This window comes from Psychrobacter urativorans (assembly GCF_001298525.1).
Lineage (GTDB): Bacteria > Pseudomonadota > Gammaproteobacteria > Pseudomonadales > Moraxellaceae > Psychrobacter > Psychrobacter urativorans_A.
In genome coordinates this window covers 1635182-1661076 of record NZ_CP012678.1, presented here as the reverse complement: position 1 = coordinate 1661076, position 25895 = coordinate 1635182, and the positions used below count along the sequence as shown (strand labels likewise).

The following is a 25895-nucleotide window of genomic DNA, read 5'->3' as shown; positions in this document are numbered from 1 at the left end:
GGCGCTTTTTTTTGCTTAGCTTTTTTGCATAATCATTTTTGCTTAACCGTTTTGTATAAGCTTTTTTTATTAACCATGAACAGTATTACGACACAATATCGCCTTACATTCACCATATTTGGCGTTCTATGACTGTGATATTCTCAGAGTGATTTTACTATTTATTATCATTCATTATAGGAGCGGATTATGTTACCCATCACTATTAAGAAGCCTTTATCATCAGCGACGGTATTTATTGTATCCGTGCTCAGTATGACCATGGTGAGCCTAGCCGCAACTGCTGCAGTAACTAACACCAATAGTACTAGTGGCAATGATACGCCCATTCGTTTTGCTAAAGGACAAGTGAGCACCACTGTTACCGGTAAATTGAACCCAAAACAAAATGAACGTTGGTATCAATTTAGCGCCACAAAAGGTCAATATGCCATCATTAATATCACGCCACTAGCGGGCACTACTGAAACTGCTAACGTTGGTGTGTTGCAGATGCCCAATGGCACCCAAGATGGCACTAAAGGCGGTATTATTTATCAAGGATGTCTGCCCGCCTCGGGTAAATATCGACTACGTATGGCACGTAATTTAATGGCAACCGAGGGCAAAACTGCGGGCTACACCACCGAGATTATTATTTTACCTAAATATGCCAGTCAATCACTGTGTTCGTAAGGTTCCGGTATAAAAAACGATGAAAATCAGCATTATTGACCCAGTATTTTTTTCTGATAAATAGTGCTAATTTCTTCTACTTCGACACATATTTGTAATTGGGTGCGTCCTGATTGGGCGGCTGCCAACTTTTCGTCTATGGTCGTGACCAATAACTGCGCCAGACTATCGCGGACACTCGCCTCACGTCCTGACATCAATTTCAGATGTGCATAAATAAAGCCATGTTCTTGCTCATCATCTTCAACACCTACTAAAAAAGTATTCACTGGTAAAATACGCGCCTTAATATCAGTCGCTTGTTTAAAATGTCCCGTCTCCCAAAGCGCGTTATTTAACGTTTTGAGCAGCGATTCGGCATGAGGAATCATGACATTGGGCGTGGCTTGAATGGTTAAATGCGGCATAAAAACTATCCTTATAAGAAGTGAGCGATCATTCGAATTTTTAAATGAGAGACGATTTAGATATTAATAATGACTATACATTAAGCTTTTTTAACGGTCAGCGATATCCGCAAATCGAGCGTTAAGCGTAGTAGCCAACTGCTGCGGTGACAGTTCAATTTCTAAACCACGGCGACCAGCGCTGACATAAATGGTAACTTTATCTTGTGCTGATAAATCAATCACAGTCGTTAAGCACTTTTTTTGTCCCAGTGGACTGACGCCGCCAAGTACGTAACCGCTACTGCGTTCGACTTGTTTAGGATCTGCCATTTTGACCTTTTTACAGGCAAGGGCTTTTGCCATTTTTTTAACATTTAAAGTGGTAGCAACTGGCACAATCGCCACCGCAAGCGTACCCGATTCCGTTGCTACCACTAAGGTTTTGAATATTCGCGCGGCTTCAACGCCTAATTTTTCAGCAGCTTCTAGTCCATAAGAGGGTGCGTGCTCATCATGGATATATTCATGCAGCTCATAATCAAGACCGCGTTGTTTGGCAAGGTTAATGGCAGGCGTCATAAGGGCTCACAGTCAATAAGGGGTTATAAGAAACAAGTCAGAAAAACGAATGATAAAAACGAGTGATAAAAATGTAAGTCACTTATCTTACGCAAAAATTTTAGGCAGTGAAACCAGTGATCGTGTAAAGCGCGATATTATTCAGCTGAGATACCGACGCTATATATCGCTTTCGCGACTTTTATGGCATGATAAGGTTATTATATTTTACAAAATTTGACGTTTGATTATGATACCGAAGTTCTTAAAAAAGCGGATGTTTAAAGCGCCTGTTATTAGCGATACCACGATTAGCCATGATGTGGCTCAACTCTCTGACAACGATAAAATAGCGACGACGGTCTATACCAAAGCGCCGATTAATCAGCTCTATCGTAAGCTATCAGGGCAAGTTCTTGATGTGGCGGTCAAGCCAAAATTATTAGGCGAGCTACCAGAATTTGCTGCCGATGATAAAACGCTGACTTTTTATGTGCTGCAAGATTACTCACGCTCCAACAGTATTTTGATTGATTTGCAAACGCAAGAATATAAACTGCCGCCGGCTTTGGTTGGGGTAAAGGACAGCGTGCATCAAATCGATGAGAATGCCGCGATTGTCTTTTTGCATCATCCAAAAGCTAAAAATGATGACTTATCACCGCGTCTGTCTCGTCTCATTGCCGCGACGTTACAAAATCCAGCGCTTAAGATTCGCTTGGTGCCGGTCTCCATTCTTTGGGGGCGCGCACCTGAAAAAGAGGATTCTTTATTTAGATTGCTCATGATCGATGGTTGGGAAGACCCGAGCATTACTAAGCAATTATTTAATATCGGAATGATGGGTCGCGATACTTTTGTACAGTTTCATGCCCCGCAAGATTTGCGCAGCCTTATTTATGAGAGCTTACATGATGATGTCGCAGAGCCTGCGCATAGCACGGATAGTGCTAACTTGAATGATGAAACAAGCACTCATGAAGCAGTCACTCATGCTTTAGTACCATCTGCTAATGCCAATCGCGAGCTGGTACGCACGCTACAGCAACAGCTCAATATCTATCTCGATAAGCAACGTGCCAGTATGCTTGGTCCTGACTTATCTGACAGACGTAACTTAGTGGATAAGCTGATTTATTCGCCCGCTATTAAACACGCAATAGATAAAGAAGCCACGGCAACGGGCGTTACGGTACGCGAAGCGCGAATCTTAGCAAAAGGCTATGCCAATGAGATGGTCAATGACTACTCCTACCCCATTATTCGTATTTTTGATCGGTTCTTAACGTGGTTATGGACGCAGCTGTATGATGGCGTAGATGTGCATCATTTTGAGCGCGTGCGTGAGCTGGCGGTGGATCATGAGGTGATTTATGTGCCTTGTCATCGTAGCCATGTTGATTATTTATTATTGTCTTACGTTATTTATAAACGCGGCTTGAGTATTCCTTATATCGCCGCAGGTGATAACTTAGACGTACCAGTGTTAGGACCTTTTTTACGTGGTGCGGTGGCATTCTTTATCCGCCGTAGTTTTCGTGGTAATGCGCTTTATACTGCGGTTTTACGCGAATATATGCACACGCTGATTACCCGAAAAACCCCGATTGAATATTTTATTGAAGGCGGACGCTCACGTTCAGGGCGGCTCTTACCACCGAAGATGGGTATGCTCGCCATGACGGTGCACAGCCAATTGCGCCAGACCAATAAACCAGTCGTTTTTATTCCGACTTACATTGGTTATGAGCGCATTATGGAGGGCGGCACCTATATTGGTGAGCTAAAAGGTAAACCTAAAGAGTCAGAATCCCTCATGGGTCTGCTGAAAGTGAGCCGTAAGATTGAGCGGATTTTTGGTAATGTGCATCTCAGTTTTGGTACACCGCTACATTTAACCGACTTTATGCAGAAATTCGATGTGCCTGCGGATAGCCTACCCGCTGACCGTACCGATACGCCACTCGATGCGAAAGCCAGTGCCATGGTGGATAATATTGGCATCAAAATCATGCAAAATATTAATAAAGCAGCGGTGGTCAATCCAGTATCGCTGTTATCCTTAGTGCTGTTATCTGCGCCCAAAGCGGCACTGGATGAAGACATTTGCCGTGAACAAATTGCCCTTTATCAGAATATCGCGCGGCAGTTGCCTTATGCAGATGATACGGTCATCACCGACATGAGCCCGCAGCATATTATCGATTATGGTATCAAGCTCAAACTTATCGAACGTATACCGCATATATTAGGCGACATCATTCAAGTGGCTGGCAAACAAGCGGCGCTGCTCAGCTATTTCCGCAATAATATCTTGCATGTCTTTATTTTGCATTCTTTCTTAGCAGCGCTCGTGGCACGTAATGGACGCATTGAACGCAGTCGCCTTGAAGGTATCGTCGCGCAGATGTATCCGTTTTTACAAAGTGAGCTGTTTTTACATTATTCAGCCCACAGCTTGACCGAGACGCTCAATCAAAAAATTGATAATATGCTCTCGCATGGTCTGATTATCGAATTGGGTCATGGCGTATTGAGTGTGCCTGATGCCAATAGCCGTTGTTATCAGCAGCTTAAGGTATTGGCAACCCCAGTGGGACAAAGTCTTGAGCGTTACTTTATGACGCTTGCGCTCCTTGCCCAGCAAGGCTCAGGGAACTTGACAGTAGAGGAAGTCGTTGATTTATGCCATCTGCTCGGACAGCGTTTATCCGTACTTTATGCCGATGATATTCCTGATTTCTTTGATCGTTCGCTATTTTTGAGCTTTGTTAATGCGCTTATCCGCCTGAATTATTTACAAAAGGATGAGGAAACTGGCATATTAATCTTTGATAATCGCATTGATAACATTGCTCATCATGCTAAATATGTACTCAGTCCGGATATGATGCAAATTTTACAACAAGTGGCAAGCTTGGATGAAGCAGCGATTGCGCATGCCATGAACGAAATTAATAATAAGAAACAGCGTAAATTTGGGCGCAAGCGTTAATTAATCGTATCCTAATAAAAATGACTCAATAAAACACACTCAATAAAAAAGACCGCTAATAGTTAGCGGTCTTTTTTATTGATATCAAGATAAATAAATTTTTAGGATTAAGACCGTTGTCTAAATTTAACTGTCTAAGCCCAGTTATCACAGTCCAGTTATCACAACCTAGTTAGATATTTTCTTAAACTTCGCACGTTTTGGACTGGCATCATCACCCATAGTCTTTTTACGATAGGTTTCAAACTCAGAATAGTTACCATCAAACCAAACTGGACCTTCATCTTCAAATGCCAAGATATGGGTCGCAATACGGTCAAGGAACCAGCGATCATGCGACACGACCATAACCGTACCTGGGAAGACCTGAATCGCATCTTCTAGCGCACGTAAGGTTTCGATATCCAAATCGTTTGAGGGTTCATCAAGGAGCAATACGTTCGCGCCTTGCTTAAGCGTTTTTGCCAATTGCAAACGATTACGCTCACCACCAGACAATTGACCAACGTGTTTTTGTTGGTCTGAACCTTTAAAGTTGAAGCGCCCAATATAGGCACGGCTTGGCGTGGTATAGTCGCCAACCGTAATGATATCAAGACCGTCAGAAATTTCTTCCCACACCGTTTTGCTATCGTCTAAGTTATCACGAACCTGACCAACATAAGCCACGCTAACGCTTTCACCCAAGTCAACTGAGCCGGTATCTGGCGTATCACGCTCGGTAATCATGTTAAATAATGTGGTTTTACCCGCACCATTTGGACCAATAATACCAACGATTGCGCCTGCTGGTACGTTAAAGCTCAGGTTTTCATACAATAAACGGTCGCCAAAGGACTTGGAGATATTATTAATTTCAATAACTTTATTACCCAAACGTGGACCGGGCGGAATATAAATCTCAGAGGTCTCGTTACGTTTTTGGAATTCTTGTGAGTTCAATTCTTCAAAACGCTGCACGCGAGATTTAGACTTGGCTTGTTGACCTTTTTTATTGGTGCGAATCCACTCTAGCTCTTTTTTCAGCGCTTTAGCAAACGATTCTTCTTGTTTATTTTGCTGCTCTAAACGAGTATTCTTTTGCTCGAGCCACTCAGTATAGTTGCCTTCATACGGATAGCCATGACCACGGTCAAGCTCCAAAATCCATTGGGCGACATTATCCAAGAAATAACGGTCATGGGTAATGGCAACGATAGTACCGCTATAGTTTTGTAGGAATTGCTCTAACCATGCCACGGACTCAGCGTCCAAATGGTTGGTTGGTTCGTCAAGTAACAACATATCTGGACGTGACAATAGCAGACGACATAGAGCCACACGGCGTTTTTCACCACCGGATAACTTACTGACATCGGCATCCCATGGTGGCAGACGTAGCGCATCAGCGGCTTTTTCTAACTGATTATTTAAGTTATGCGCATCCCATGCTTGGATGATGTCTTCCATCTTGCCTTGTTCTTCAGCAAGTTTATCAAAGTCCGCATCAGGCTCAGCGTATTCTGCATAAATCGCATCGAGACGTGATAACGCATCTAGGGCTTCGCGCATACCATCTTCAACGTTGCCACGCACGTCTTTACTGTCATCAAGCTGTGGTTCTTGCGGTAGATAACCGACTTTAGTACCTGCTTGCGCACGCGCTTCACCACTGAATTCAGTGTCAACACCCGCCATGATACGGAGCAAGGTTGATTTACCTGAACCATTAATACCCAACACGCCAATTTTGGCACCAGGGAAAAAAGATAGATTAATATTCTTCAGAATCTCACGCTTAGGCGGAACAAGTTTTGACACGTTGTTCATCGTGTAGATATATTGAGCCATTAACACTCCGATAGACTGCATGGAAAAGGTCAGCACCTCACTTAACGTGAATGCTAAGCGTGCTGCACCTTAAAATCAGGGTTACAAATTGTCTGCCATTATCGCATTGTCGGGCAACCCCTGCAAGCTGACAGATATTTTTCCATTACGTTTTATACCTTTTGTATAAAAGCATTGCACTTTTCACGTAAAGCTTGCCATAAAAGCAATATTTAATATCGCTACTGATAATTATTAATAATCACCACTCACACAGCCGATAGACTTTAGTGGGTTAATTGCCACAAAAAATTGCAGCAAACCTTTCGCAAAGTTAAGCAATACCCGCTAATATATAACGAATAGCTCTCAATATATTAGAGCAGCTTATTAATAAAATTGCCGTTTAAAACGGTTATTTAAGTCAAAGTAGTTATAGAGTTAGCTATAAAAGCAGTTATAAACCGTATCTAATCAGTATTCAAAGTAAGGTAGTGTGTACATGACCCACGGTTATCGTCCTGAGATTATCCAAAGCGCATTTGTTGATTTTATCGGTGCGCGTCTAAATCCATTTTGGTCATTAACGGTGCCTAAGCTGCGCTTAATGAGCAGAGTTGCGCTCAGCGAAGATTTAATAGCGCTACAATTTGAGACCAACCACGCTTTTAAAAAGCAGGTGTTTGATTTACAACAGGGTTGGGCGGGCGGACAGCATATTAATATCAGCGTCCCGATTGACGGTATCCATCATCAGCGCCGTTACTCGCTAGTGGGTCTAGCTAAAGAGCAACTCTTGTACGAGCAAACCGATAATGATAATAACGCTGAAAAATCACCCACCGTCACCATCGCGATTAAACCGCAAGGTCTGGTTTCTGATTACCTAACCAAGCACGCAGCACTTGGGGCAATATTTAACAGTGGTATGCCAAGTGGGGATTTCACTTTAGCGCAGGCTGCTAAACAGGCAAACTTATCGACGCTAAACCCAACGCTTAACAAGCAATCTTCGTTGTTATTTATCGCCGGTGGTAGCGGTATTACGCCTATGCTAGGGCTGATAATGCAGGCGCTACAGAGTGGGCAGAACGTGACTTTATTACACTACAATCGTATGCCGCTCCTCACAACCTATTGGGCTAACCTCGCCAAAAAATATGCTACTTTTACCTATCATCTTATTCATACTGAAGACCCGAGCACTTATTTGGCGAACAGTCGGTATTTAAGCGCACAAGTTTTATTATCATTAGAATTGCCACTCGCTGATACCCAAATATTTGCTTGCGGCTCACAAACCTTTTTAGCCGAACTCTATCGAGTTGTGGATGAAATAGAGTTAGCCAGTGACCCTTTATCAATTAATAAAACAGCCGACACGCCATCGTTACGCGATAATATTATGATAGAACGCTTTGGCACGGCTTTACCTGACTTTATAAGTAGCAATGAGATAGCAGAAGTTGAGCCAAAATCTATCTCGCTACGCACGCGCCAACGCCAATTTACCACTAGCACTACTTTACTGCTCGGCGCTGAGCAAGCAGGGTTAAAACTGCCTTATGGTTGCCGACAAGGGATTTGCCAAATGTGCCGTTGTCATAAAATCAGCGGGGTGGTCAAAAATATTCAAACTGGCAAAATGAGCACGGATGGTCTGGAATCCATCCAAACCTGCATTCATGTGGCGATGACCGATGTGATATTGGATATATAGAGAATTTGAGATATAAAAATATTTTCTTATTGGAGCTTGTCATATGAAAAGACAGATCAACGTGAACTCATAGCGCAGGCTAACCCTTAGACGACTGATTACACCGAACCTAACGCTGCTAGACACCTAAGCTGCTAGACACTAAAGCTTCTAAAAATCCAAGCTTCTAAAAATCTAAGTACTATAAGCCATTTCGGTTGAGGATTATTTATGCGTGCATTACCGTCATTATCTACCGCCCACTCTGCTGTTCCTATGCTAACGCCCTTGACTGATGAGCAGTTGATCGCGCAAGCTCGTTTGCTATCGGTACAAAAGACCGCTACTCAAAATCAAGATACTGAAGACCAATATATAAATACGCACTCTGTGCCTACGCAATATCCGACGTTAACGGCTGCACCACTGCCAAAAGAGCAGACTGAAGCACTAGCCGCTGAGCTAGATACGCTATATAAAAGTGTGATGGACTCGTTAGACGCTAAAGATGCCCGCTATATTCACCGCATTTATGCCACCGTGGTCTATAGTGAGCTGGTGGCGCGAGGCTTACTTGCCACTGCTGGACGACTGTCATCAAAACGCAGCCAAGTTGGTACGTGGCTGCTTGGGACAACACTGCTGAGTTTTAGCAAAATATTAAACAATATGGAGCTTGGTCATAACGTCATGCATGGGCAATATGACTGGATGCAACATCCGCATCTTAATAGCCAAAATTTTGATTGGGATATTGTCTGCCCCGCACCATTATGGAAGCACTCGCATAATTATTTGCATCATACTTTTACCAATATCGTGAACCGCGACCATGACGTGGGCTATCATTTAATTCGGGTGACTGATGAGCAGTCTTGGACACCAAGCGACCGCTACAACCCTTTCAAAACCATGGTGTTAGCTCTTGGCTTTGAGTGGGCAGTGGCGTTCCACGATATCCAAATCAGCGTTGATGAATATGCTGATGACCCTGATATCCACCCTATATTGCAACAAAAATCCCGCGATTTATTTGCCAAAATTGTACGGCAAGTCGGTAAAGATTATATCGCCCTACCGGCTGTTGCAGGATTGGCACTGGGTCGCCGTAGCGCCGTAACCACTTTGAGCGGCAATATCACCGCCAATATCGTGCGCAACCTATGGACGTGGGCAGTTATATTTTGTGGGCATCTGACCGATCAGGCGCATATTTATACCCATCTTGATGACATTGAAAGTCGAGGCGATTGGTATGTGCGGCAGATTCTTGGCTCCAGTAATGTCAAAGGCGGCTCATTATTCCATATTTTAACGGGTAACTTATCACATCAGATTGAGCATCATATCTTTCCAGATATGCCCGCGCATCGTTACGCCAGTATCGCACCACAAGTACAAGCGATATGCCAAAAATATAATTTGACCTACAATACGGGACACTTTGGCAAACAATTCAAAGAAGTAATCGGGCGTATTATGTATTTTAGTAAGCCCAGTAAAAAAGAATGGCTATCCTATCAACAATCGCTAACAAAAATGGATGCTAATGGCGTGACCGAAGCCGAGAATATTGCTAAAAAACAACAGAGAACGGCAGTCAAGGGTTCGGGTTTAAGTAAAGTTATCCCCCAAGTCGTCCGCCAAGCATGGTTCTATGCATGGTAAATTGAATGTTTACCGTATTAATATTCAGTATTAACATTTAGCCTATCTACTCTTACCATCAGACACTGGTAGACTAAATGACAACCGTCCATAATATTAAATTGAAATACGATTACACTTTATAATAAAAAAGGAGTTCTCTAATGAGTGCCGAACATTCTAAACCAGCGCCACACATTACTCACAACCAATCAGCCCATCGCTTTGAAACCACTATTGAGGGACAAACTGGCTATATCAGCTATAAAGAACGCGGTGATACCTTAGTATATGACCATACGATTGTCCCGCAATCCTTAGGCGGTCGCGGTGTCGGCTCCGACTTGGTCAAGCATGCTCTTGATTATGCGCGTGAGCATAATAAAAAGGTCGTGCCGCAATGTTCATTTGTATCCGCTTATATTAACAAACACCCAGATTATCAAGATTTGGTATAGCGCAAGCGTGTAAAAAAAACCACTATTATATAAAAGCAGTGCGTCATAGCTAATACATATAATATGGTTAATTTTCGCTAGAAACTTAAGTATCCTTACCCGCCTACTGGCTTCATATTTTTGCTCATATATTTATCAACAAATATATGGCAATATGTGCGGCATAGGTGGGTTTTTTACCCTATAGCAAATATCAAATCACTACCGACAATCAATAAACTATTAATTATAAATATGAATAATAATATCAATTTTAGGTAAATATTTCCGGAAAGTTGAATAACATACACATAACAACAAAGGATATTCCTATGAGTAGTTTATCTCATCAACAAGTTGACTTACAGCTAGAAGAGCTTGCAGGCTGGGAACGCGAGGGTGATAGCATCGTAAAGACCTATCATTTCAGCGATTTTATTGAAGCGATGAGCTTTATGAATCAGGCGGCTTTTTATGCGGAATCTCTTGATCACCATCCTGAATGGCGTAATATGTATAATGTGGTAGAAGTACGCCTAACCACTGGCGACACAGGCGGTATCACCAGTCATGACATTCGCTTGGCTAAGCGCATGGAGCATATCGTTCAGCCTAAACATCTATAATGATTGATGCGCCATTCATTTATTAGGTTGTTAAACGACTAAACAAAAAAATGTCCTCAATTGAGGACATTTTTTATGATTCTTATGCTTATAGATTTTTTAAAGTCGTCAATTTATAGAATTCAACTTATAGTAATCAAAGCTTATCAACTTATACCAGTCAAAGCTTATTAACCTAGCATCGTTCCAGCTACATCTTACGACCGACGAAAGCGACGATAAATAAGATAACAGCGACTACTAAGAATATATAGGCTAAGTTAGATGACAGACCGGCGACTCCGCCAAAACCTAGAAAACTCGCAATCAATGCGATAACAGCAAAAATGATAGCCCAGCGGAACATAATGATTCTCCTCATATAACTTATATTAATATTTATTTTGTTAGTGCTTTTTTTGTTTGATACTACTTATTGCTTGTATGATTAGAATAGCAATCTTTAAACGCAATCTGCGTTCATTTTAGTAATGAACGCGCTATGTTGTGTAACCTATGTAGTATTCTTACGTTATATGTAGGAAATTTGACATCAGAAAGGCATTTTACTTGGCTTTTAACGCGGTATATGCTCAGATAAATTCTGTCTTCGTCATTGAGTTGGCGTATCTAATTGTTCTTGGTTAGAGAAGAATTTTCAATTCTCACTTATGTATATAATTGATTTCTCTGCGTATAACTATTAAAGGAAGCTATTATGGATAATACCGACATCGATAATACCGATGTGAACGTCGCCAAAGAGAAAAAGAACGCTACGATAAATGTAGAAAAATCAACCAAAAATTCTGAACGGCCTTATGCACTGGTATTATATGGTGCGACTAGCTTCGTTGGGCAAATCACCGCTCATTATCTGGCAAATTTTTTATCAGATAAAAAATCTCAAGAGAAGGTTATTTGGGCAATTGCAGGTCGTGATGAGGCTAAATTAAAAAAACTACAAACCGAGCTGAACGCTGCACAGACGGATAGAGATTCAAACGTAAAGGTCGATATTATTATTGCCAATAGTAATGATGATGCCAGTCTCGATGAGATGACCACCCAAACCAAGGTCATTATCTCAACGGTAGGTCCGTATCTGAAATACGGTGAACCACTGATTAAATCCTGTGCAAAAAACGGTACGGACTATGTCGACCTGACCGGTGAAGCTATTTTCATTAAAGATATGATGGATAAATATCAAGATAGCGCGCAGAAAAGTGGCGCACGTATTGTAAACTCATGTGGATTTGATTCTATTCCCTCAGACTTAGGCGTTTACTTCACCCAACAACAAGCCAAAGCACAGTTTGATAAAGTATGCGATGTCATTCATATGCGCGTGAAAGCCGTAAAAGGTGGACTATCTGGCGGTACGATTGCATCCATGGCGACTATCTTCGAAGAAGTTGGACAGCATAAAGAGCGTCGTCAGCAATTGGCGAATCCTTATTTACTCAATGATGATAAAAACGTCCCTGATACACGTCAAGATAATGTGAACAAACCAATATACGATATCGAGCATAAGCGCTGGCTAGCGCCCTTTGTGATGGCAAGTATCAACACCCGTATCGTCCATCGTAGCAATCAATTGCTTGGTTATGAATACGGGCGGGCATTTAAATATGACGAAGCCATGTGGATGCAAGATGGGGTTAAAGGGCAACTGATGAGTGTTGGCATGAGTGTGGGAATAGTTGGGTTTGCCACTGCCATGACCTTTAAGCGCAGCCGTGAGTTTCTCTCCAATCACGTCTTAACCAAATCCGGTGATGGACCTTCTCAATCTGACCAAGACAATGGCTATTTTGATATTCGCTTTTTTGGTAGTACGGCAAATAATGAGACTATTGTGACTAAAGTGACTGGCAATAAAGACCCTGGTTATGGCAGTACATCACAAATGCTGGCACAAGCAGCGCTATGCTTGGCACAAGATATCACTCAAGAAGAGGTTCAAGGTGGCTTTTGGACACCCGCGTCGGCTATGGGTGAGAAGCTATTAACAAGATTAGAGAGTCATGCAGGTCTGCGCTTTGAAGTAGTTGATTGAGTACTTTCTTTAAATAAAAACACCGTTAACGATGAACAATTTATTGACCGTATCTTGGCAACAGGATGCGGTTTTTTATCGCCTAAACTTAATCATTTATCCCTGTCTAATGTTAATAAATGCTAACTATCTATTTATTTTATGAACTATATTGCTGAAACCTTACTTTTTAACACTCTAAAAATAGATATTCTTAGCGTATTGTTACAGAGATAGTTGATAAGTGAACGCTGATATTATTAAAAAATTAGAAATTAAGCATACCTTTCTTCTCATTTATTTCCCTAACAATAATAAGTAAAAAAGGCTGACAAGTTCAATATTGGTCAATATATCATCTTTCAATGCGATAGCAAAATGGCACAATATCAGAAGTAATATTTTCATATTAACGTAACAATACGACTACAGCAGTTTCGCAATGTCACATGAAAACATTAAGCCGTTAGACTATTCATTGATGTACCACTGAATTATTAAGGTTTTAGTTGCTACTCTTACGTTCCAAAGTTTTAACCCACTTAGTTTGGCTTATAAGTCGTTTTATTTATACTAATCATGACAATCACAATAGTGGTTATCGTGATTTTATTTTAACTATCTGTATTGTGTTAGAAATACTAAATACATATATTTGAAATTGTAAATAGATTCGAGCTGCGCAAACTGCAAAATACAATGTTAACTGTTAGTCCAATTAAAGAAATTTTTAAACATAAACTGTAAATCAAGCACTGTGAATCAAGGAATCAATTAATGAAAAATCGTACTTTATCTTTATCGCTACTCATTGCTGCGGCATTTGCTATTCCAAGTGTAGCCATGGCTGCACCTGCTAAACCTAAGCCTGTAACTGCGAAAACTGTGGCTGCAAAAGCTGTAGCTGCTGATAATACAATTCAAACTGACATTGAAAATAACGATGGCAAACTTGCATCAACTCAATTAAGTGCGGTTGAGATTAGTGAAACGAAAAAGGTTTCTCGTTCACGCGTTAATAACAATCTTGGTCAGCAACCAATGACTACTGAGATAAAAGCGCCAGCAGAAGCTTTACAAGACAAAGAGTTGCAAACAACTGAAATAATATCTGAAGATCCTGTACTAGATGCGCCAGAAGATCTAGCAGAAGTTTCAGAAGAAGACCTATAAGTAAGCACTTAAATAACCGTACTAAGGCGACGATTGTTTTAATTATGATTATTAAGAATAGTTATTAAAAATAAAGTCGACATATTTGATTTAACAAAAAAGGCAGCCTAACGGCTGCCTTTTTATTACTACTTATCACACAAAGTCTTATTTCTTAGCTTTAGCCACGCCCGCTTCTTTTAAAAGTGCACCAAGTGTACCCATTTTAATTGGCGCATCTACTTTTGGCTTCTGGGCTTTACTACGATTGTCAGCAGCACCTGCACTCGCTTTATCGTCTCTATCTTGACGCTTAGGACGCGGCGTAGCGCGACGTTTATCAGCATCAGGACGATTGCTACGTGGACGGCTAGTTTTGTCGTCAGCAGTGGTTGTATTGTCAGTAGCCACTTTAGCCGCTGTACGCACTGGTTTTGTAACTTCTGGCTTCATACTAAAACCAATACGTCCACGCTTTTCATCAATATTAATCACGCGAACAGAGACAATATCGCCCGGTTTCACACGATTCATGGGATCAGCGACAAAGTCATTTGCCATCTGTGAGATATGTACCAAGCCATCTTGATGCACGCCCACATCGACAAAACAACCAAAGGCGGTCACGTTAGTCACAACACCTTCTAAAGTCATGCCTTCGCTTAAGTCTTTAATGCTATTCACATCATCGCGGAAGGTGGCGGTTTTAAATTCAGGACGTGGATCGCGTGCAGGTTTTGCCAACTCATCAATGATGGCTTTAATACTGACATTGTCATCATTCGCCACTGTCGTGGTATCGATGCTATTAAGCACGCCATCATTACCCAGAATATCACTTAAGGTTTTACCCGTTTGGGCAATTAAGCTATCAACTAATGCATAGCTTTCTGGATGGACACCAGTGGCATCAAGCGGATTGCTACCATCATGAATGCGCAAGAATCCTGCTGCTTGCTCAAAAGTCTTGGCACCTAAACGCGGTACGTCTTTTAGTGCTTCACGGCTTGCAAACGCGCCATGCTCTTTACGATACGTGACGATTTGCTGAGCGACATTGCGATTCAGACCAGCAATATGTGCCAAGATGGCAGGACTGGCGGTATTCACATCAACGCCAACCGCATTTACGCTGTCTTGGGTGACTTTATCAAGGCTATCAGCAAGCTGGGTTTGATTGACATCATGCTGATATTGACCCACGCCAATGGCTTTTGGATCAACTTTGACCAACTCTGATAACGGATCTTGCAGGCGACGGGCAATAGAAACCGCACCGCGTACTGAAACATCCATATCACCAAGCTCATCACTAGCAAGCTCACTAGCAGAATAAACAGACGCGCCAGCTTCATTAACGATAACCACTTTCGCCGTCAACGCATCATTTGCCGCTAAAATCTCTTTAATCATGGCATCAGTTTCGCGACTCGCCGTACCATTACCAATAGCAACCAAATCAACGTGATAAGTGCTCAGTAAAGTATCGATAACCGCTTTGGCTTCAACCATTTTATTATCAGGGGCAAACGGATAAACGGTTGCGATAACGGGCTTGTCAGCAGTATCAAGAAGAACATGACCTTGCGCATCGATAATCGCCATTTTAACGCCATGACGAATACCAGGATCAACACCCAAGATAACTTTACGACCCGCAGGCGCTGACATAAGCAAATGCTGTAAGTTATTGGCAAACACATCAATCGCATCCGACTCAGCCGTCAGACGTTTTTCCGTTAATAAGCGATGCTCGATATGCGGACGCCATTTATCTTTCCAAAGACTGGTTGCAGCCTCTGCTAAAAACTCACGACGGGCATCAGGGGTTTTGGTATCAATATCAAAATGCTTGGCAATTTTTTCGATAAAGGGCGCATCTTCGCCTTCGATTTTTAACCCTAACACGTTTTCTTGGCGACCACGAAGCATCGCTAAGAGACGATGATTCGGTAAGCGCGCCAGACTTTCGCTATGTTCAAAGTAATCTTTAAACTTCTCACCGACTTCGCGTTTTTCATCACTCGCAACTGTTGTGACGATATTTGCTGTTTTGGCAAAACTTGTGCGCACATTGTCTAGTAAGTCTAAAGCTTGTGTCCAATCATCAACGATAATCGCTTGCACGCCAGCAAGTTGTTTTTCAATATCACTGAAATCGACTTCAATGTCATTACCGCTATCGTCAGTGATACTGGCTGGCGCTTGATAACCTGCCAACGCATCAGTTGGGGTAATTTCAGTCGTTAATAACAATTGAGCGGCATTATCTAAGCCTGCGGCACGTGCTTTTGCAGCCGGTGAACGGCGACGTGGACGGTATGGCAAGTAGATATCCTCTAGCTCAAGCTTAGAGGTGGCATTATCAATACGCGCTTGCAGTTCGTCGGTTAAATTACCTTGCGTACTTAGCAGTTCGGTAATTTTCAAACGACGGGTTGCCATATCACGCTCATAGTTGAGCAATTTTTCAAGTTTACGCAATTGAGCATCGTCAAGATTTTGGGTATTTTCTTTACGATAACGGGCAATGAAAGGCACAGTAGCACCCTCATCGTAAAGTTTGACAAAGGCGTTGACTTGAGCAGACGTAATGCCAAGCGCGCGAGCAAGTTTGTCGTGAATATTCGCGTGTGTCGTTGCGTCCAAGCCCTGTACTTTTGTTGGGGCTTGAGAAGACGTTTGGGTATCAGTGCTACTCATATCCGTATCTATCGTTGAGAAATGTAGTTTTGCATTATAGCAAAAGCTGCATGAATAGAAATCCTTTTTATCTTTTCGTTCATTATCGGCGCTTTTATCGCGCAAATCTTGCTATATCAGCGCTCATGACGCATTGTTAAACAAACACCTACAGCATTTATGTGCGCAAGTGATGCAATTATCCGTACAATCTTATACACTAAAGCGGTAACGCTATAAATATGATAACCAAAAAAGTCGTTGCACAAAAGTTGTGGCTAACCTGTAAAATCTGATAATAACGTAACTATGCCCTACTAATAATACTTGTTAACAATAATAATGTTCATTTAAGGATATCGGTATGACTGACAATAAAAGCTCCGACACCATGACTCAGCGTATTTTAGTGGTTGATGATGACGCGCGTTTGCGCTCTTTGTTGCAACGCTACCTAGAAGATGATGGTTTTGTCGTCCGTACCGCACATGATGGCAGTCAGATGGATAAGTTGTTACAGCGTGAGTTATTTTCCTTAATTGTACTGGATTTGATGCTACCGGGCGAAGACGGCATTAGTATCTGTAAGCGCTTGCGTGAAGACAATAGTGATATTCCTATTATTATGCTGACGGCTAAAGGTGGCGACGCTGACCGTATTGCCGGTCTTGAAGCCGGTGCAGATGACTACTTACCTAAGCCATTTAACCCAAAAGAGCTACTCGCGCGTATTAAAGCGGTACTGCGTCGTCAAAATCGTGAGCTGCCTGGTGCGCCAAGCTATCAGCTAGAAGTGGTTGAATTTGGTCCTTGGACGCTTGATTTGTCTACGCGTACGCTAAAACGTGATGGCAGTGTGGTGACGTTGACAACGGGTGAATTTTCGGTATTGAAAGCACTGGTGCAACATCCACGCGAACCATTAACCCGTGATAAGCTAATGAATTTGGCACGTGGTCGTGAATGGGGTGCAATGGAGCGCTCAATTGACGTACAAGTATCGCGTTTACGTCGTCTGATTGAAGCCAATCCGTCACAAGCACGCTATATTCAAACGGTTTGGGGCGTAGGTTATGTCTTTGTACCGGACGAAGCTGAGCAAGCAGCCGTGATCACTGAATAATCCTAATGTCGTTTTTCTTAGCTTTAAGAATTAACACTTAAGACCTTTGCCTCTTATGACAATATCTCCTATTATCCAAAACATACCCTGCACCTTGGTGACAGGGTTTTTGGGCGCGGGTAAGACGAGCGTTATCAACCAATTACTGACGACTAAACTGGTTGACGCACGTTGGGCGTTATTGATTAATGAGTTTGGACGCATTGGTATTGATGGCGCATTATTGGCAAACGCCAATCATGAACCAAACCATCATGAACCAAGCAATATCGCTATTAGTGAGGTGAGCGGTGGCTGCATTTGTTGTACCAGTCAACTGCCGTTACAAATCGCCCTTAGCCGTTTGCTTAGTGAGCACCGTCCACAGCGACTAATCATTGAGCCGACAGGAATGGCACATCCGCGCGAGCTGATACGGCAACTTAGCGAGCCACATTGGCAAACGGCTTTACGTATGCAAGCGGTCATAGCGGTACTGAGCGGCAGTCAATGGCAACAAGCAAAGTATCGCAATCATGAGGGCTTTCAAGCTCATATTTGTGCAGCTGATGTCGTGGTGATTAATCGCTATGAACACCTGAGCGCCACTTGCCAGCAGGACTTGCAAGCATGGATTACTATTTTAAATCCGCAGACACAGATTATTTGGTTGGCGGCTTCTAAACAGTCTGATAATGAAGCAGATACTCGTATTATAACCGAATTAACCGCGCAACTTGACAAACCCAGTCAAACTATTCAGCAGCAAACAGAAAATAGCAACCAGTCTCGTATTCGCTTACAGCCGCCAACGTCACTCTCATTTGCTAAGTCATCTGACAATACGACTGACCACCATACAACGCCTGCGAGCACCACTGTTGCCATCAATCACGAACTGCCCTATCGCTACCATGATCAGCAGCAAGATATATTTCAGCACAGCGTGTCCTTAGGCGGTTGGCGGCTTCCCGAACATTGGGTATTTGATGCCGACGCACTGCAGCAATGGCTATTAGCATTACCAAATTGGCAACGTATTAAAGGGGTCGTGCATACTTCTGATGGCTGGCTACAACTGAACTTTACGCCTGATAGCTTAACGATGACGACTACTGGTGCACAAATTGATAGCCGATTAGAAATTATACTGCTCAGCGAAGCAGACAAAGAGGCTAATGGCGAAAAAACGATGCAGAATGATGAGCCACACCAAGAAAGCCAAGCAAACTGGGCAACATGGGATGACGAACTGATGGCACTCATTCTGTAGAATATGCGTTAAAAAGCTAATACAATCATGCAAAAAAAAGGCTCACATTAAATCATAATGTGAGCCTTTTTTGGTTTTACGCGTTGCTTCACTAACGCAACTGACTGTCTTTACTACCGCGCCGATTGAACAGCTCAGTCGCTTTAGCCTCTTGCTCAAGCTCAGTTTGGCAACGTACACAATGCTGCACTCCCGGTAATGCTAAGCGCCGCGCCTCTGCTATCTTCTCACCACATTCATCGCAGCACTCAGCACTTGCGCCACTTGGTAGCGCACGCCGTGCACGCTCTAATGCATCATTGACTGTGGCATCCATTTGCTCCTGTTCTGCACCATCTTTTGACCATCCACCCGCCATCATTTTTCCTTTTTATTTATCAATCATTTATTATTAATAACTGTTTATTTTCAATAGCATAAACCACTTTAAGAACAAATAGATGGGGCTAAACAAGCGCGATTTCAATAACTAAAAATCTATTAACAAATATTGAAAATAGACGCTTAATGTTAAGAGAGTGCTGCTAGTCTTTGGGTTGTAGTGCTACCACTTGTCCGCGCACCTCAATGCTGGCGTCACTCATTAAACACACATACCCTGCCATGATGTCTTCAGGTGTTTTGAGGCTCATCGGATTTTCGCCTGGGAACGCATGAGCGCGCATATTGGTACGTGTACCACCCGGGTTAATACAGTTAAAACGTAAATTGGTCGTATTGCGCGTCTCTTGGGTAAAGATATCGCTCATGCCTTCGACCGCTTGTTTTGAGAGGGCGTAAGCACCCCAAAATGCGCGAGGATGCGTGCCTACTGTGCTAGAGGTAAAGACGATAGAACTATGTGGCGCGTCTTTTAATAGCGGCAATAAGGCTTGGGTGAGCATAAAAGTAGCCGTACAGTTGACCTGCATCACTTTAGCAAAAGTATCAACATCGTACATCTCAAGCGGTGTCAACACCCCTAATAAACCAGCATTATGCAAGATACCGTCAAGCTGCCCGATTTCTTTATCAATCAGTCCTTCTAATTGCTGCATTTCGGCATACGTGGCTTTTTCAAGATCCATCGGCAGTACCGCAGGCTGCTTACCGCCAAGACGCTCAATCTCATCATAGACCGCCTCAAGCTTACTACTGTTACGCCCCAATAGCAGCACTGTCGCGCCATAACGCGCATAAGTCAGCGCGGCTACACGTCCGATACCAGAGCCTGCACCCGTCACTAAGATAGTTTTGCCGTCTAAGCAATTTTCTGTCGGTACAAAGTCACGGATATTGGCGTGGGTTAAATTTGGCTTAGAAGTTTGATTGGTGCTGTCGCTCATGGCATTACTCACTACTTATGGTTTAATAAATAAAATATCGTCTTATACAATCTTGTTGAGCAACATCATTTTATGATTTAGAAAAATCGTTTTTAAAATGAATATCGCTCGTTCAAAGTGAAAAATCATGGAAAATATGGACGGCTAAATATTAACGGCTCAGCAGTATTTATAAATACTCAAATTGACCGGAAAACAATAGCAATTTATTAAGATGCTCAGGCGTTTCCGTAATATAATCTGCGCCCCATTTTTTTAAATGGTGTTGGTCTTCAGGAGGAATGTAACCATAAGCCGCTAAAATCGTTGGCATCCCCGCCGCTTTGCCAGCGTCGATATCGCGTACATGGTCGCCAACATACAGCACGCTACCTGCTGCCCCGCGCGGAATGCCTAGCTTTTCTAGCGCCAAATACATCGGTTCAGGATCAGGCTTGGCATGCGAGACATCGTCAGGACAGACTAACACGGCACAGCGTTCCTCTAAATCCATGACCTTTAGCAGTTGCTCAGCCAAATAACGCGGTTTATTGGTCACAATACCCCACGGCACGCCCTGACGCTCAAAGGTGGTCAATACTTCTTCAAGCTCAGAAAATACACAGCTATCGACACAAATATCGGCAGCATAATCATCTAAAAACTGCTGGCGAAATTTGAGTAACTGCTCATTGCTGACGGCTAACTGTTGGTTATGACGCAGCATGAGCTGCACCATCGCTGAAGCGCCCGCTGACACTTGCTCACGAATATGCACTTCATCCGGTGCTAGCCAATTATTTTCGGCACTCATTTTGCCAATAATCCGCACAAAATCAGCAGCGGTATCAATCAGCGTGCCATCAAGGTCAAATAAAACTGCTTTTACAAACGTAGCCATGCAAGATGCTCTTATGATGATTAAATAAACTTAAACCAATGATTTAAGCTGAGGTTTATGAACGGCTAACATATAATTGACATCAACATTTTGTGCCAGCCAGTAGCGTTTAGTCAGTGGATTATAATGTAGCCCAATGATATCTTGGCGGCTAAATCCAGCATTGATTGCCATTTTATCCAGCTCAGCAGGCGTGATAAATTTAGCATAATCATGCGTGCCACGGTCGAGCAAGCGCAGCACATATTCCGCGCCAATAATGGCAAATAGATAAGATTTGGGGCTGCGATTAATGGTAGAAAGCACGCAAACACCACCGGGCGCAAGCAGCTTAAAACAAGCATCTACAATGGCGGCAGGGTCTGGCACATGCTCAAGCATTTCCATACAAGTCACGACATCGAACTGACCAGCATGGGTGGCTGCAAAGGTTTCAACAGGAATATGCTGATAACGTAAGGTAGCCATTAATCCACTTTGTTCTGCGTGAACACTGGCCGCTTTTAAATTTTCCGTACCTAAATCAATGCCCGTCACATCCGCACCACGACGCGCCATCGATTCCGCTAAAATACCACCACCGCAGCCGACATCGAGGATTTTCTTACCTTTTAAGCCCATCTCTGCGGTTTTATCTGCGTCCAAACCTTGATAGCCGAGCTTGACGTTTTGCTCTATCCAGTTCAGGCGTAACGGATTAATTTGATGCAAGGTTGCAAATGCACCGGTATTGTCCCACCATTCATGTGCCAATTTATTGAACTTATCCACCTCACTTAAGTCAACGTTGGTGGCATTATGCATCGTATTATCTGTCGAGTTGTCGGCACGATGAGAGGAAGAAGGGACAGCTGAGCTCATAGCATTTTCCTTTATTGGCAGCACAATTGGCATTATATTAAAGTAGGCGCGATCATGGGCTTAATGTTAGCATGAGAGCAGTCGTTTTGTCGTGAACACATCGTGAGCGATTGTGTATGCTCATGATAGCCAATTAAGCAGGATATCGTTGAATACGATAGTTTCTAATTCGTTATAAGCCGTTTTAGGGAGTCGGGTCATAACTTCGAGGGTAGCAGGCAAGACCTTTTGAAATGGTGGCGCACAGATTGACAACCATTGGTTAAGAATGCAGTTCACAATTGTCGCCATTTTACGTTATTATAGACAAAATTTAGCGAAACCGCGCTGAACGCTTTATCATTCATTCTCATGAATATCTTGCAACCGACAATATCTAACTAAATCATTGGTATAAACCTCAAGCATTTACTTCTCAAGGAAAAAACATGAAACGTGTCATCGCATTGACGGGTCTAGCATTTGCCATTGGCTTGGCTAACATGGGCGCACAGGCGGCTGATTATGTCGCTGGAAAAGATTATCGTGTGCTTGATAATCCAGAAAAAATCACCGGTAATGCCATCATTGTCCGTGAGTTTTTTTGGTATGGCTGCCCGCATTGCTACAATCTGAATCCACATATGGAAAAATGGGCAAAAACCAAAGATAAAGATGTGGCATTCTTTAAGACGCCAGCCGCATTGAATCCAGTTTGGGAAGCCAGTGCACGTGGATTTTATGCCGCGCAGCTACTAGGTTATGAAAACAAAACCCATGACGCGCTATTTGATACGATCCATAAAGACGGTAAAGAATTATTTGACCAAGCATCACTCAGCAAATGGTATGCCTCAAAAGGGGTTGATCAAAAGAAATTTAACAGCCTTTACAACTCATTTGCCGTCAGCACTAAAGTGGGACGCTCACAAACGGGCGCAAAGCGTTACCAGATCTCAGGTGTACCAGCCGTCATAGTGCAAGGTAAATATGTAGTAACGGGTGAAGGCCCTCAAGTGGTCAAAGTGGTTGATTATTTGGTCGATAAAGTACGCGCTGAGAAAAAATAATTCGCGGGTAGTAAGGATTATTAACATTCATTAAAAAAGCCAATCTATAAAAGATTGGCTTTTTTGTATTTACTATTTTGACTGTCTAAGCAGTATCTCTTATTAAGTATCAATAGCTACTAATGTAGTTACTACTGGCTATTTTTCTAATTCTGTCAAAATAGTCACTTCACGAATATAGCTGACCAAATCTTCATGAGATTCTTGCAGTAGTTCGTCATCTTTTAGATGCTTGGCATATTCGATCCATAACAGTAACTGATATAGACTATTACGCTCCGACGCTTTGTACTGCTTCACAAACTGCTTCAGCGTGCCTTCATCATTGATATTTAAGCGCCCAGCCCAGCTTTCAATTTTAGAGATTTGCTCATTTGGGAAAAATGCATCGAACAGGGCTTTGACCAGTTCGTGGCGATTTTCTTCACTGATGAGCTTGCCGACACGTTTGGTTTGGCGAATGCGCGCAGTTGCACTGGTAATATCAGCCAGCGCCATTAATTCTGCCATGAAATACTCACTGGCAGGCAGTTTTTTGAGCTGTTTTTTGGATAAGTTTGATAGCGGTATAGACAACGTTTGTAAGCGCTCATGGGCTTTTTTAAGTTCAGTGCGCGAGACGCGCATGTCATGTTCTGACCAGTCAATCATGGTAAGCTCTCTAATTCAATAAATAAAATGTGATGGTAGGTAAGTGGTATCAGCAACTAAATTTTTAGCATGGCTGGCTTAGCAGCGTGATGCATTGTAGTCGCTATTTACCAGTGACGCTTTTCACGATGCTTGGCAACCACGGTTAACGCGGGTGGCAGGCTAGCGCTAAGCCTACGTTGCAGCTGTTCAGTGATGAAGACTGAGCGATGTTTTCCGCCCGTACAACCGATACCCACCGTCACCGTATGGCGATTGTTATGTAAAAAATCTGGTAGCCAACGCTGCAAGAATTTGGCGATATCGTCTGTCATTTCTGCGACTTCTGGATAATCGCTGAAAAACTCGCCAACTTCAGGATCAAGTCCAGTCGCTATACGCAGTGCAGGACTCCAATGCGGATTAGGCAAAATTCGAACATCAAATATAAAATCAGCATCGATGGGACTACCATACTTAAAGCCAAAAGAAAGTAGATTAATAATTACCTTATTCTCAGCACCAATATGGTCACGCAAACGCTCTTTCAATTGATGAATATTAAGATTACTGGTATCAATTTTAATATCGGCAGAAGATGCAATGGGTTCTAATAGCTCTGCTTCTTTTTTAATGGCAGCAGGCAAATTATAGGCGGAATGTAAGGAATCCTTCGCATCCTGCGCCATTAGAGGATGCACACGGCGGGTGGCATTAAATCGCGCCACCAGTGTTGTCTCTTGCGCCGTCACATAAATAACTCTGACGGTTTGCTCACCATACAGCTGCTGTAGCGTATTATGAATCTCTGAAAAATTAGATAAATCTGCACGCGGCGAGCGGATGTCTACACCTAACGCAATATGGCGTATGCCGCTTTCATTCACCAGTTTGTGCACCGCTTCAGGTACTAAAGACAACGGTAAATTGTCAATAGAGTAATAGCCCAAGTCTTCTAAAATATTTAGGACTGAGGTTTTGCCCGACCCTGAACGCCCTGATACAACCAAAATACTGATGCTATTCTCTGTTACTAGTGTGTGCGTTTTATTGATATCTGCTACTACCATGACTTATTACCCTAGTTTCTGTGCAATTCCAAATGGCTAATTTGTCTTTATTAATAAGCAGCTATTAATAAACTGTCACAAGTTGATTGTCTAATAATCGCGCGCGCCCTAACCAAGCAGCGACAACAATAATGAGCTCTTGCGCTGTATATTTCTTATTCTCGCCATCATTTGCTAAGCGATCAATGACAGGTTCTAATTGTGCCGTTTTTATTTCTAAATAGTCAATTTTAAAACCCGCTACCGTAATACGTTCACTGGCGTCTGTTATAAGAGTATTAAATCCTTTATCAATATGTTCACCTGCTGCTAACTGCTGCGCTAATCGTTGCAATTCTTGCTGTAATATTGGGGCAATTTGGCGCTCATCTGCACTCAAGTATTGATTGCGCGATGACAATGCTAAGCCATCAGCAGCGCGAACGATAGGCGCGGCAACAATGTCAATAGGGTAACTCAAATCGCGTACCAGTTGTTTGATAATTGCCAACTGCTGATAGTCTTTTTGCCCAAAGATTGCCACATCAGGCTGCACGATATTAAACAGCTTCGATACCACGATGCCAACACCATCAAAATGCGTGGGGCGCGATTGACCGCATAACTGGGTAGTGATAGCACCAGCGCGAATGGTGGTTGGTGGTGGCAATACCGGATACATCTCGACGCTGCTGGGTGCAAACACATAATCAGCGCCAACACTTGCCAACTTAGCAACATCTTCATCCAATGTCCGCGGATAGCTGTCAAAATCTTCGCCGACCCCAAACTGGGTTGGATTAACAAAAATACTGACCACTACGATATCTGCATGTTGTTTAGCCAGTTTGACCAGCTCTAAATGCCCGTCATGCAAATTACCCATAGTAGGCACTAACGCAATGCGTTGCTGATTGCGAACAGGCTTCAACGCGGCTTGTAACGTCGCGATATGACGATGAATAATGGGCATGATGACTCTTCTTATGCGATGATTTGTTGAGAACACTCGGTGATAAAACCTATCCGACAAC

Annotated in this window: 23 protein-coding genes; 11 read left to right on the top strand and 12 right to left on the bottom strand. The window is 42.7% G+C overall.

The features are described 5' to 3' along the window. Nucleotides 1-189: 189 nt before the first annotated feature. Nucleotides 190-675 carry a hypothetical protein gene (locus AOC03_RS07160; protein WP_062534597.1) on the top strand — a complete coding sequence of 162 codons (486 nt, stop codon included), beginning with the start codon at nucleotides 190-192 and terminating at the stop codon, nucleotides 673-675. Between the two features lie 32 nt (nucleotides 676-707). On the opposite strand, the gene AOC03_RS07155 is transcribed toward AOC03_RS07160, so the two are convergent. Then, entirely contained in the window at nucleotides 708-1082 is a 375-nt protein-coding gene (locus tag AOC03_RS07155) for a 5-carboxymethyl-2-hydroxymuconate Delta-isomerase (protein ID WP_062534595.1), read from the bottom strand. A 90-nt stretch (nucleotides 1083-1172) separates the two neighbouring features. After that, nucleotides 1173-1643: a Cys-tRNA(Pro) deacylase gene (ybaK, locus tag AOC03_RS07150; RefSeq protein WP_062534593.1), complete on the bottom strand. Its 471-nt coding sequence runs from the start codon at nucleotides 1641-1643 to the stop codon at nucleotides 1173-1175. 229 nt (nucleotides 1644-1872) lie between these two features. Between ybaK and plsB the strand changes: the two genes are divergently transcribed. After that, nucleotides 1873-4617 carry a glycerol-3-phosphate 1-O-acyltransferase PlsB gene (gene plsB, locus AOC03_RS07145; RefSeq protein WP_062534591.1) on the top strand — a complete coding sequence of 915 codons (2745 nt, stop codon included), beginning with the start codon at nucleotides 1873-1875 and terminating at the stop codon, nucleotides 4615-4617. Nucleotides 4618-4785: 168 nt separating this feature from the next. On the opposite strand, the gene ettA is transcribed toward plsB, so the two are convergent. Continuing rightward, complete coding sequence (ettA, locus tag AOC03_RS07140; protein WP_062534589.1) at nucleotides 4786-6447, bottom strand: energy-dependent translational throttle protein EttA; 1662 nt, start codon at nucleotides 6445-6447, stop codon at nucleotides 4786-4788. Between the two features lie 481 nt (nucleotides 6448-6928). Here ettA and AOC03_RS07135 point away from each other — a divergent pair, with 481 nt between their 5' ends. From AOC03_RS07135 to AOC03_RS07120, 4 genes are all read left to right on the top strand, one after another. Then, complete coding sequence (locus tag AOC03_RS07135) at nucleotides 6929-8146, top strand: flavin reductase family protein (protein ID WP_062534587.1); 1218 nt, start codon at nucleotides 6929-6931, stop codon at nucleotides 8144-8146. A 210-nt stretch (nucleotides 8147-8356) separates the two neighbouring features. Then, nucleotides 8357-9793: a fatty acid desaturase family protein gene (locus AOC03_RS07130; RefSeq protein WP_227514206.1), complete on the top strand. Its 1437-nt coding sequence runs from the start codon at nucleotides 8357-8359 to the stop codon at nucleotides 9791-9793. Between the two features lie 143 nt (nucleotides 9794-9936). Next, entirely contained in the window at nucleotides 9937-10230 is a 294-nt protein-coding gene (locus AOC03_RS07125; protein ID WP_062534585.1) for a GNAT family N-acetyltransferase, read from the top strand. A gap of 311 nt (nucleotides 10231-10541) precedes the next feature. Further along, complete coding sequence (locus AOC03_RS07120; RefSeq protein WP_062534583.1) at nucleotides 10542-10835, top strand: 4a-hydroxytetrahydrobiopterin dehydratase; 294 nt, start codon at nucleotides 10542-10544, stop codon at nucleotides 10833-10835. Between the two features lie 190 nt (nucleotides 10836-11025). On the opposite strand, the gene AOC03_RS12540 is transcribed toward AOC03_RS07120, so the two are convergent. Beyond that, a complete protein-coding gene (locus AOC03_RS12540) occupies nucleotides 11026-11181 on the bottom strand; it encodes a DUF1328 domain-containing protein (RefSeq protein ID WP_084785797.1) in 156 nt (51 codons plus the stop codon). 351 nt (nucleotides 11182-11532) lie between these two features. On the opposite strand from AOC03_RS12540, the gene AOC03_RS07115 reads away from it, so the two are divergent. Continuing rightward, nucleotides 11533-12879, top strand: a complete 1347-nt coding sequence (locus tag AOC03_RS07115; RefSeq protein ID WP_062534581.1) for a saccharopine dehydrogenase family protein — start codon at nucleotides 11533-11535, stop codon at nucleotides 12877-12879. A 756-nt stretch (nucleotides 12880-13635) separates the two neighbouring features. After that, nucleotides 13636-14031 carry a hypothetical protein gene (locus AOC03_RS07110; RefSeq protein WP_062534579.1) on the top strand — a complete coding sequence of 132 codons (396 nt, stop codon included), beginning with the start codon at nucleotides 13636-13638 and terminating at the stop codon, nucleotides 14029-14031. Between the two features lie 147 nt (nucleotides 14032-14178). Here the strand turns inward: AOC03_RS07110 and AOC03_RS07105 are convergent, their stop codons facing one another. Further along, nucleotides 14179-16713 carry a Tex family protein gene (locus AOC03_RS07105; protein ID WP_062534578.1) on the bottom strand — a complete coding sequence of 845 codons (2535 nt, stop codon included), beginning with the start codon at nucleotides 16711-16713 and terminating at the stop codon, nucleotides 14179-14181. Nucleotides 16714-17056: 343 nt separating this feature from the next. Here AOC03_RS07105 and ompR point away from each other — a divergent pair, with 343 nt between their 5' ends. Next, nucleotides 17057-17815: a two-component system response regulator OmpR gene (gene ompR, locus AOC03_RS07100; RefSeq protein WP_062534576.1), complete on the top strand. Its 759-nt coding sequence runs from the start codon at nucleotides 17057-17059 to the stop codon at nucleotides 17813-17815. Between the two features lie 55 nt (nucleotides 17816-17870). Beyond that, nucleotides 17871-19067 (top strand): CobW family GTP-binding protein, encoded by a 1197-nt coding sequence (locus AOC03_RS07095; protein ID WP_062534574.1) that lies wholly within the window; start codon nucleotides 17871-17873, stop codon nucleotides 19065-19067. Nucleotides 19068-19158: 91 nt separating this feature from the next. Here AOC03_RS07095 and AOC03_RS07090 read toward each other — a convergent pair whose 3' ends face one another. The 4 genes from AOC03_RS07090 to ubiG form a co-directional block, all read right to left on the bottom strand. Beyond that, nucleotides 19159-19425, bottom strand: a complete 267-nt coding sequence (locus AOC03_RS07090; RefSeq protein WP_062534572.1) for a DksA/TraR family C4-type zinc finger protein — start codon at nucleotides 19423-19425, stop codon at nucleotides 19159-19161. Nucleotides 19426-19591: 166 nt separating this feature from the next. After that, complete coding sequence (locus AOC03_RS07085; RefSeq protein ID WP_062534570.1) at nucleotides 19592-20392, bottom strand: YciK family oxidoreductase; 801 nt, start codon at nucleotides 20390-20392, stop codon at nucleotides 19592-19594. A gap of 169 nt (nucleotides 20393-20561) precedes the next feature. Further along, nucleotides 20562-21272, bottom strand: coding sequence for an HAD family hydrolase (locus AOC03_RS07080; RefSeq protein ID WP_062534569.1), 711 nt, complete (start codon nucleotides 21270-21272; stop codon nucleotides 20562-20564). 30 nt (nucleotides 21273-21302) lie between these two features. Further along, complete coding sequence (ubiG, locus tag AOC03_RS07075; RefSeq protein WP_062534567.1) at nucleotides 21303-22133, bottom strand: bifunctional 2-polyprenyl-6-hydroxyphenol methylase/3-demethylubiquinol 3-O-methyltransferase UbiG; 831 nt, start codon at nucleotides 22131-22133, stop codon at nucleotides 21303-21305. Between the two features lie 428 nt (nucleotides 22134-22561). On the opposite strand from ubiG, the gene AOC03_RS07070 reads away from it, so the two are divergent. Next, complete coding sequence (locus AOC03_RS07070; protein WP_062534562.1) at nucleotides 22562-23182, top strand: thiol:disulfide interchange protein DsbA/DsbL; 621 nt, start codon at nucleotides 22562-22564, stop codon at nucleotides 23180-23182. A gap of 138 nt (nucleotides 23183-23320) precedes the next feature. Here AOC03_RS07070 and yjgA read toward each other — a convergent pair whose 3' ends face one another. The 3 genes from yjgA to panC form a co-directional block, all read right to left on the bottom strand. Then, the gene (yjgA, locus tag AOC03_RS07065; protein WP_062534560.1) at nucleotides 23321-23833 is read right to left on the bottom strand and encodes a ribosome biogenesis factor YjgA; all 513 of its coding nucleotides are present in this window, start codon (nucleotides 23831-23833) and stop codon (nucleotides 23321-23323) included. Between the two features lie 107 nt (nucleotides 23834-23940). After that, the gene (gene rapZ / locus AOC03_RS07060) at nucleotides 23941-24882 is read right to left on the bottom strand and encodes an RNase adapter RapZ (protein WP_062534558.1); all 942 of its coding nucleotides are present in this window, start codon (nucleotides 24880-24882) and stop codon (nucleotides 23941-23943) included. A gap of 64 nt (nucleotides 24883-24946) precedes the next feature. Further along, nucleotides 24947-25834 (bottom strand): pantoate--beta-alanine ligase, encoded by an 888-nt coding sequence (gene panC, locus AOC03_RS07055; protein WP_062534556.1) that lies wholly within the window; start codon nucleotides 25832-25834, stop codon nucleotides 24947-24949. Nucleotides 25835-25895 lie beyond the last annotated feature (61 nt).

Excerpts from the sequence above, each read along its gene's own strand:
- AOC03_RS07160 (WP_062534597.1), top strand. The coding sequence starts at position 190 with ATGTTACCCATCACTATTAAGAAGCCTTTATCATCAGCGACGGTATTT.
- AOC03_RS07155 (WP_062534595.1), bottom strand. The coding sequence starts at position 1,082 with ATGCCGCATTTAACCATTCAAGCCACGCCCAATGTCATGATTCCTCAT.
- ybaK (WP_062534593.1), bottom strand. The coding sequence starts at position 1,643 with ATGACGCCTGCCATTAACCTTGCCAAACAACGCGGTCTTGATTATGAG.
- plsB (WP_062534591.1), top strand. The coding sequence starts at position 1,873 with ATGATACCGAAGTTCTTAAAAAAGCGGATGTTTAAAGCGCCTGTTATT.
- ettA (WP_062534589.1), bottom strand. The coding sequence starts at position 6,447 with ATGGCTCAATATATCTACACGATGAACAACGTGTCAAAACTTGTTCCG.
- AOC03_RS07135 (WP_062534587.1), top strand. The coding sequence starts at position 6,929 with ATGACCCACGGTTATCGTCCTGAGATTATCCAAAGCGCATTTGTTGAT.
- AOC03_RS07130 (WP_227514206.1), top strand. The coding sequence starts at position 8,357 with ATGCGTGCATTACCGTCATTATCTACCGCCCACTCTGCTGTTCCTATG.
- AOC03_RS07125 (WP_062534585.1), top strand. The coding sequence starts at position 9,937 with ATGAGTGCCGAACATTCTAAACCAGCGCCACACATTACTCACAACCAA.
- AOC03_RS07120 (WP_062534583.1), top strand. The coding sequence starts at position 10,542 with ATGAGTAGTTTATCTCATCAACAAGTTGACTTACAGCTAGAAGAGCTT.
- AOC03_RS12540 (WP_084785797.1), bottom strand. The coding sequence starts at position 11,181 with ATGTTCCGCTGGGCTATCATTTTTGCTGTTATCGCATTGATTGCGAGT.
- AOC03_RS07115 (WP_062534581.1), top strand. The coding sequence starts at position 11,533 with ATGGATAATACCGACATCGATAATACCGATGTGAACGTCGCCAAAGAG.
- AOC03_RS07110 (WP_062534579.1), top strand. The coding sequence starts at position 13,636 with ATGAAAAATCGTACTTTATCTTTATCGCTACTCATTGCTGCGGCATTT.
- AOC03_RS07105 (WP_062534578.1), bottom strand. The coding sequence starts at position 16,713 with ATGAGTAGCACTGATACCCAAACGTCTTCTCAAGCCCCAACAAAAGTA.
- ompR (WP_062534576.1), top strand. The coding sequence starts at position 17,057 with ATGACTGACAATAAAAGCTCCGACACCATGACTCAGCGTATTTTAGTG.
- AOC03_RS07095 (WP_062534574.1), top strand. The coding sequence starts at position 17,871 with ATGACAATATCTCCTATTATCCAAAACATACCCTGCACCTTGGTGACA.
- AOC03_RS07090 (WP_062534572.1), bottom strand. The coding sequence starts at position 19,425 with ATGGCGGGTGGATGGTCAAAAGATGGTGCAGAACAGGAGCAAATGGAT.
- AOC03_RS07085 (WP_062534570.1), bottom strand. The coding sequence starts at position 20,392 with ATGAGCGACAGCACCAATCAAACTTCTAAGCCAAATTTAACCCACGCC.
- AOC03_RS07080 (WP_062534569.1), bottom strand. The coding sequence starts at position 21,272 with ATGGCTACGTTTGTAAAAGCAGTTTTATTTGACCTTGATGGCACGCTG.
- ubiG (WP_062534567.1), bottom strand. The coding sequence starts at position 22,133 with ATGAGCTCAGCTGTCCCTTCTTCCTCTCATCGTGCCGACAACTCGACA.
- AOC03_RS07070 (WP_062534562.1), top strand. The coding sequence starts at position 22,562 with ATGAAACGTGTCATCGCATTGACGGGTCTAGCATTTGCCATTGGCTTG.
- yjgA (WP_062534560.1), bottom strand. The coding sequence starts at position 23,833 with ATGATTGACTGGTCAGAACATGACATGCGCGTCTCGCGCACTGAACTT.
- rapZ (WP_062534558.1), bottom strand. The coding sequence starts at position 24,882 with ATGGTAGTAGCAGATATCAATAAAACGCACACACTAGTAACAGAGAAT.
- panC (WP_062534556.1), bottom strand. The coding sequence starts at position 25,834 with ATGCCCATTATTCATCGTCATATCGCGACGTTACAAGCCGCGTTGAAG.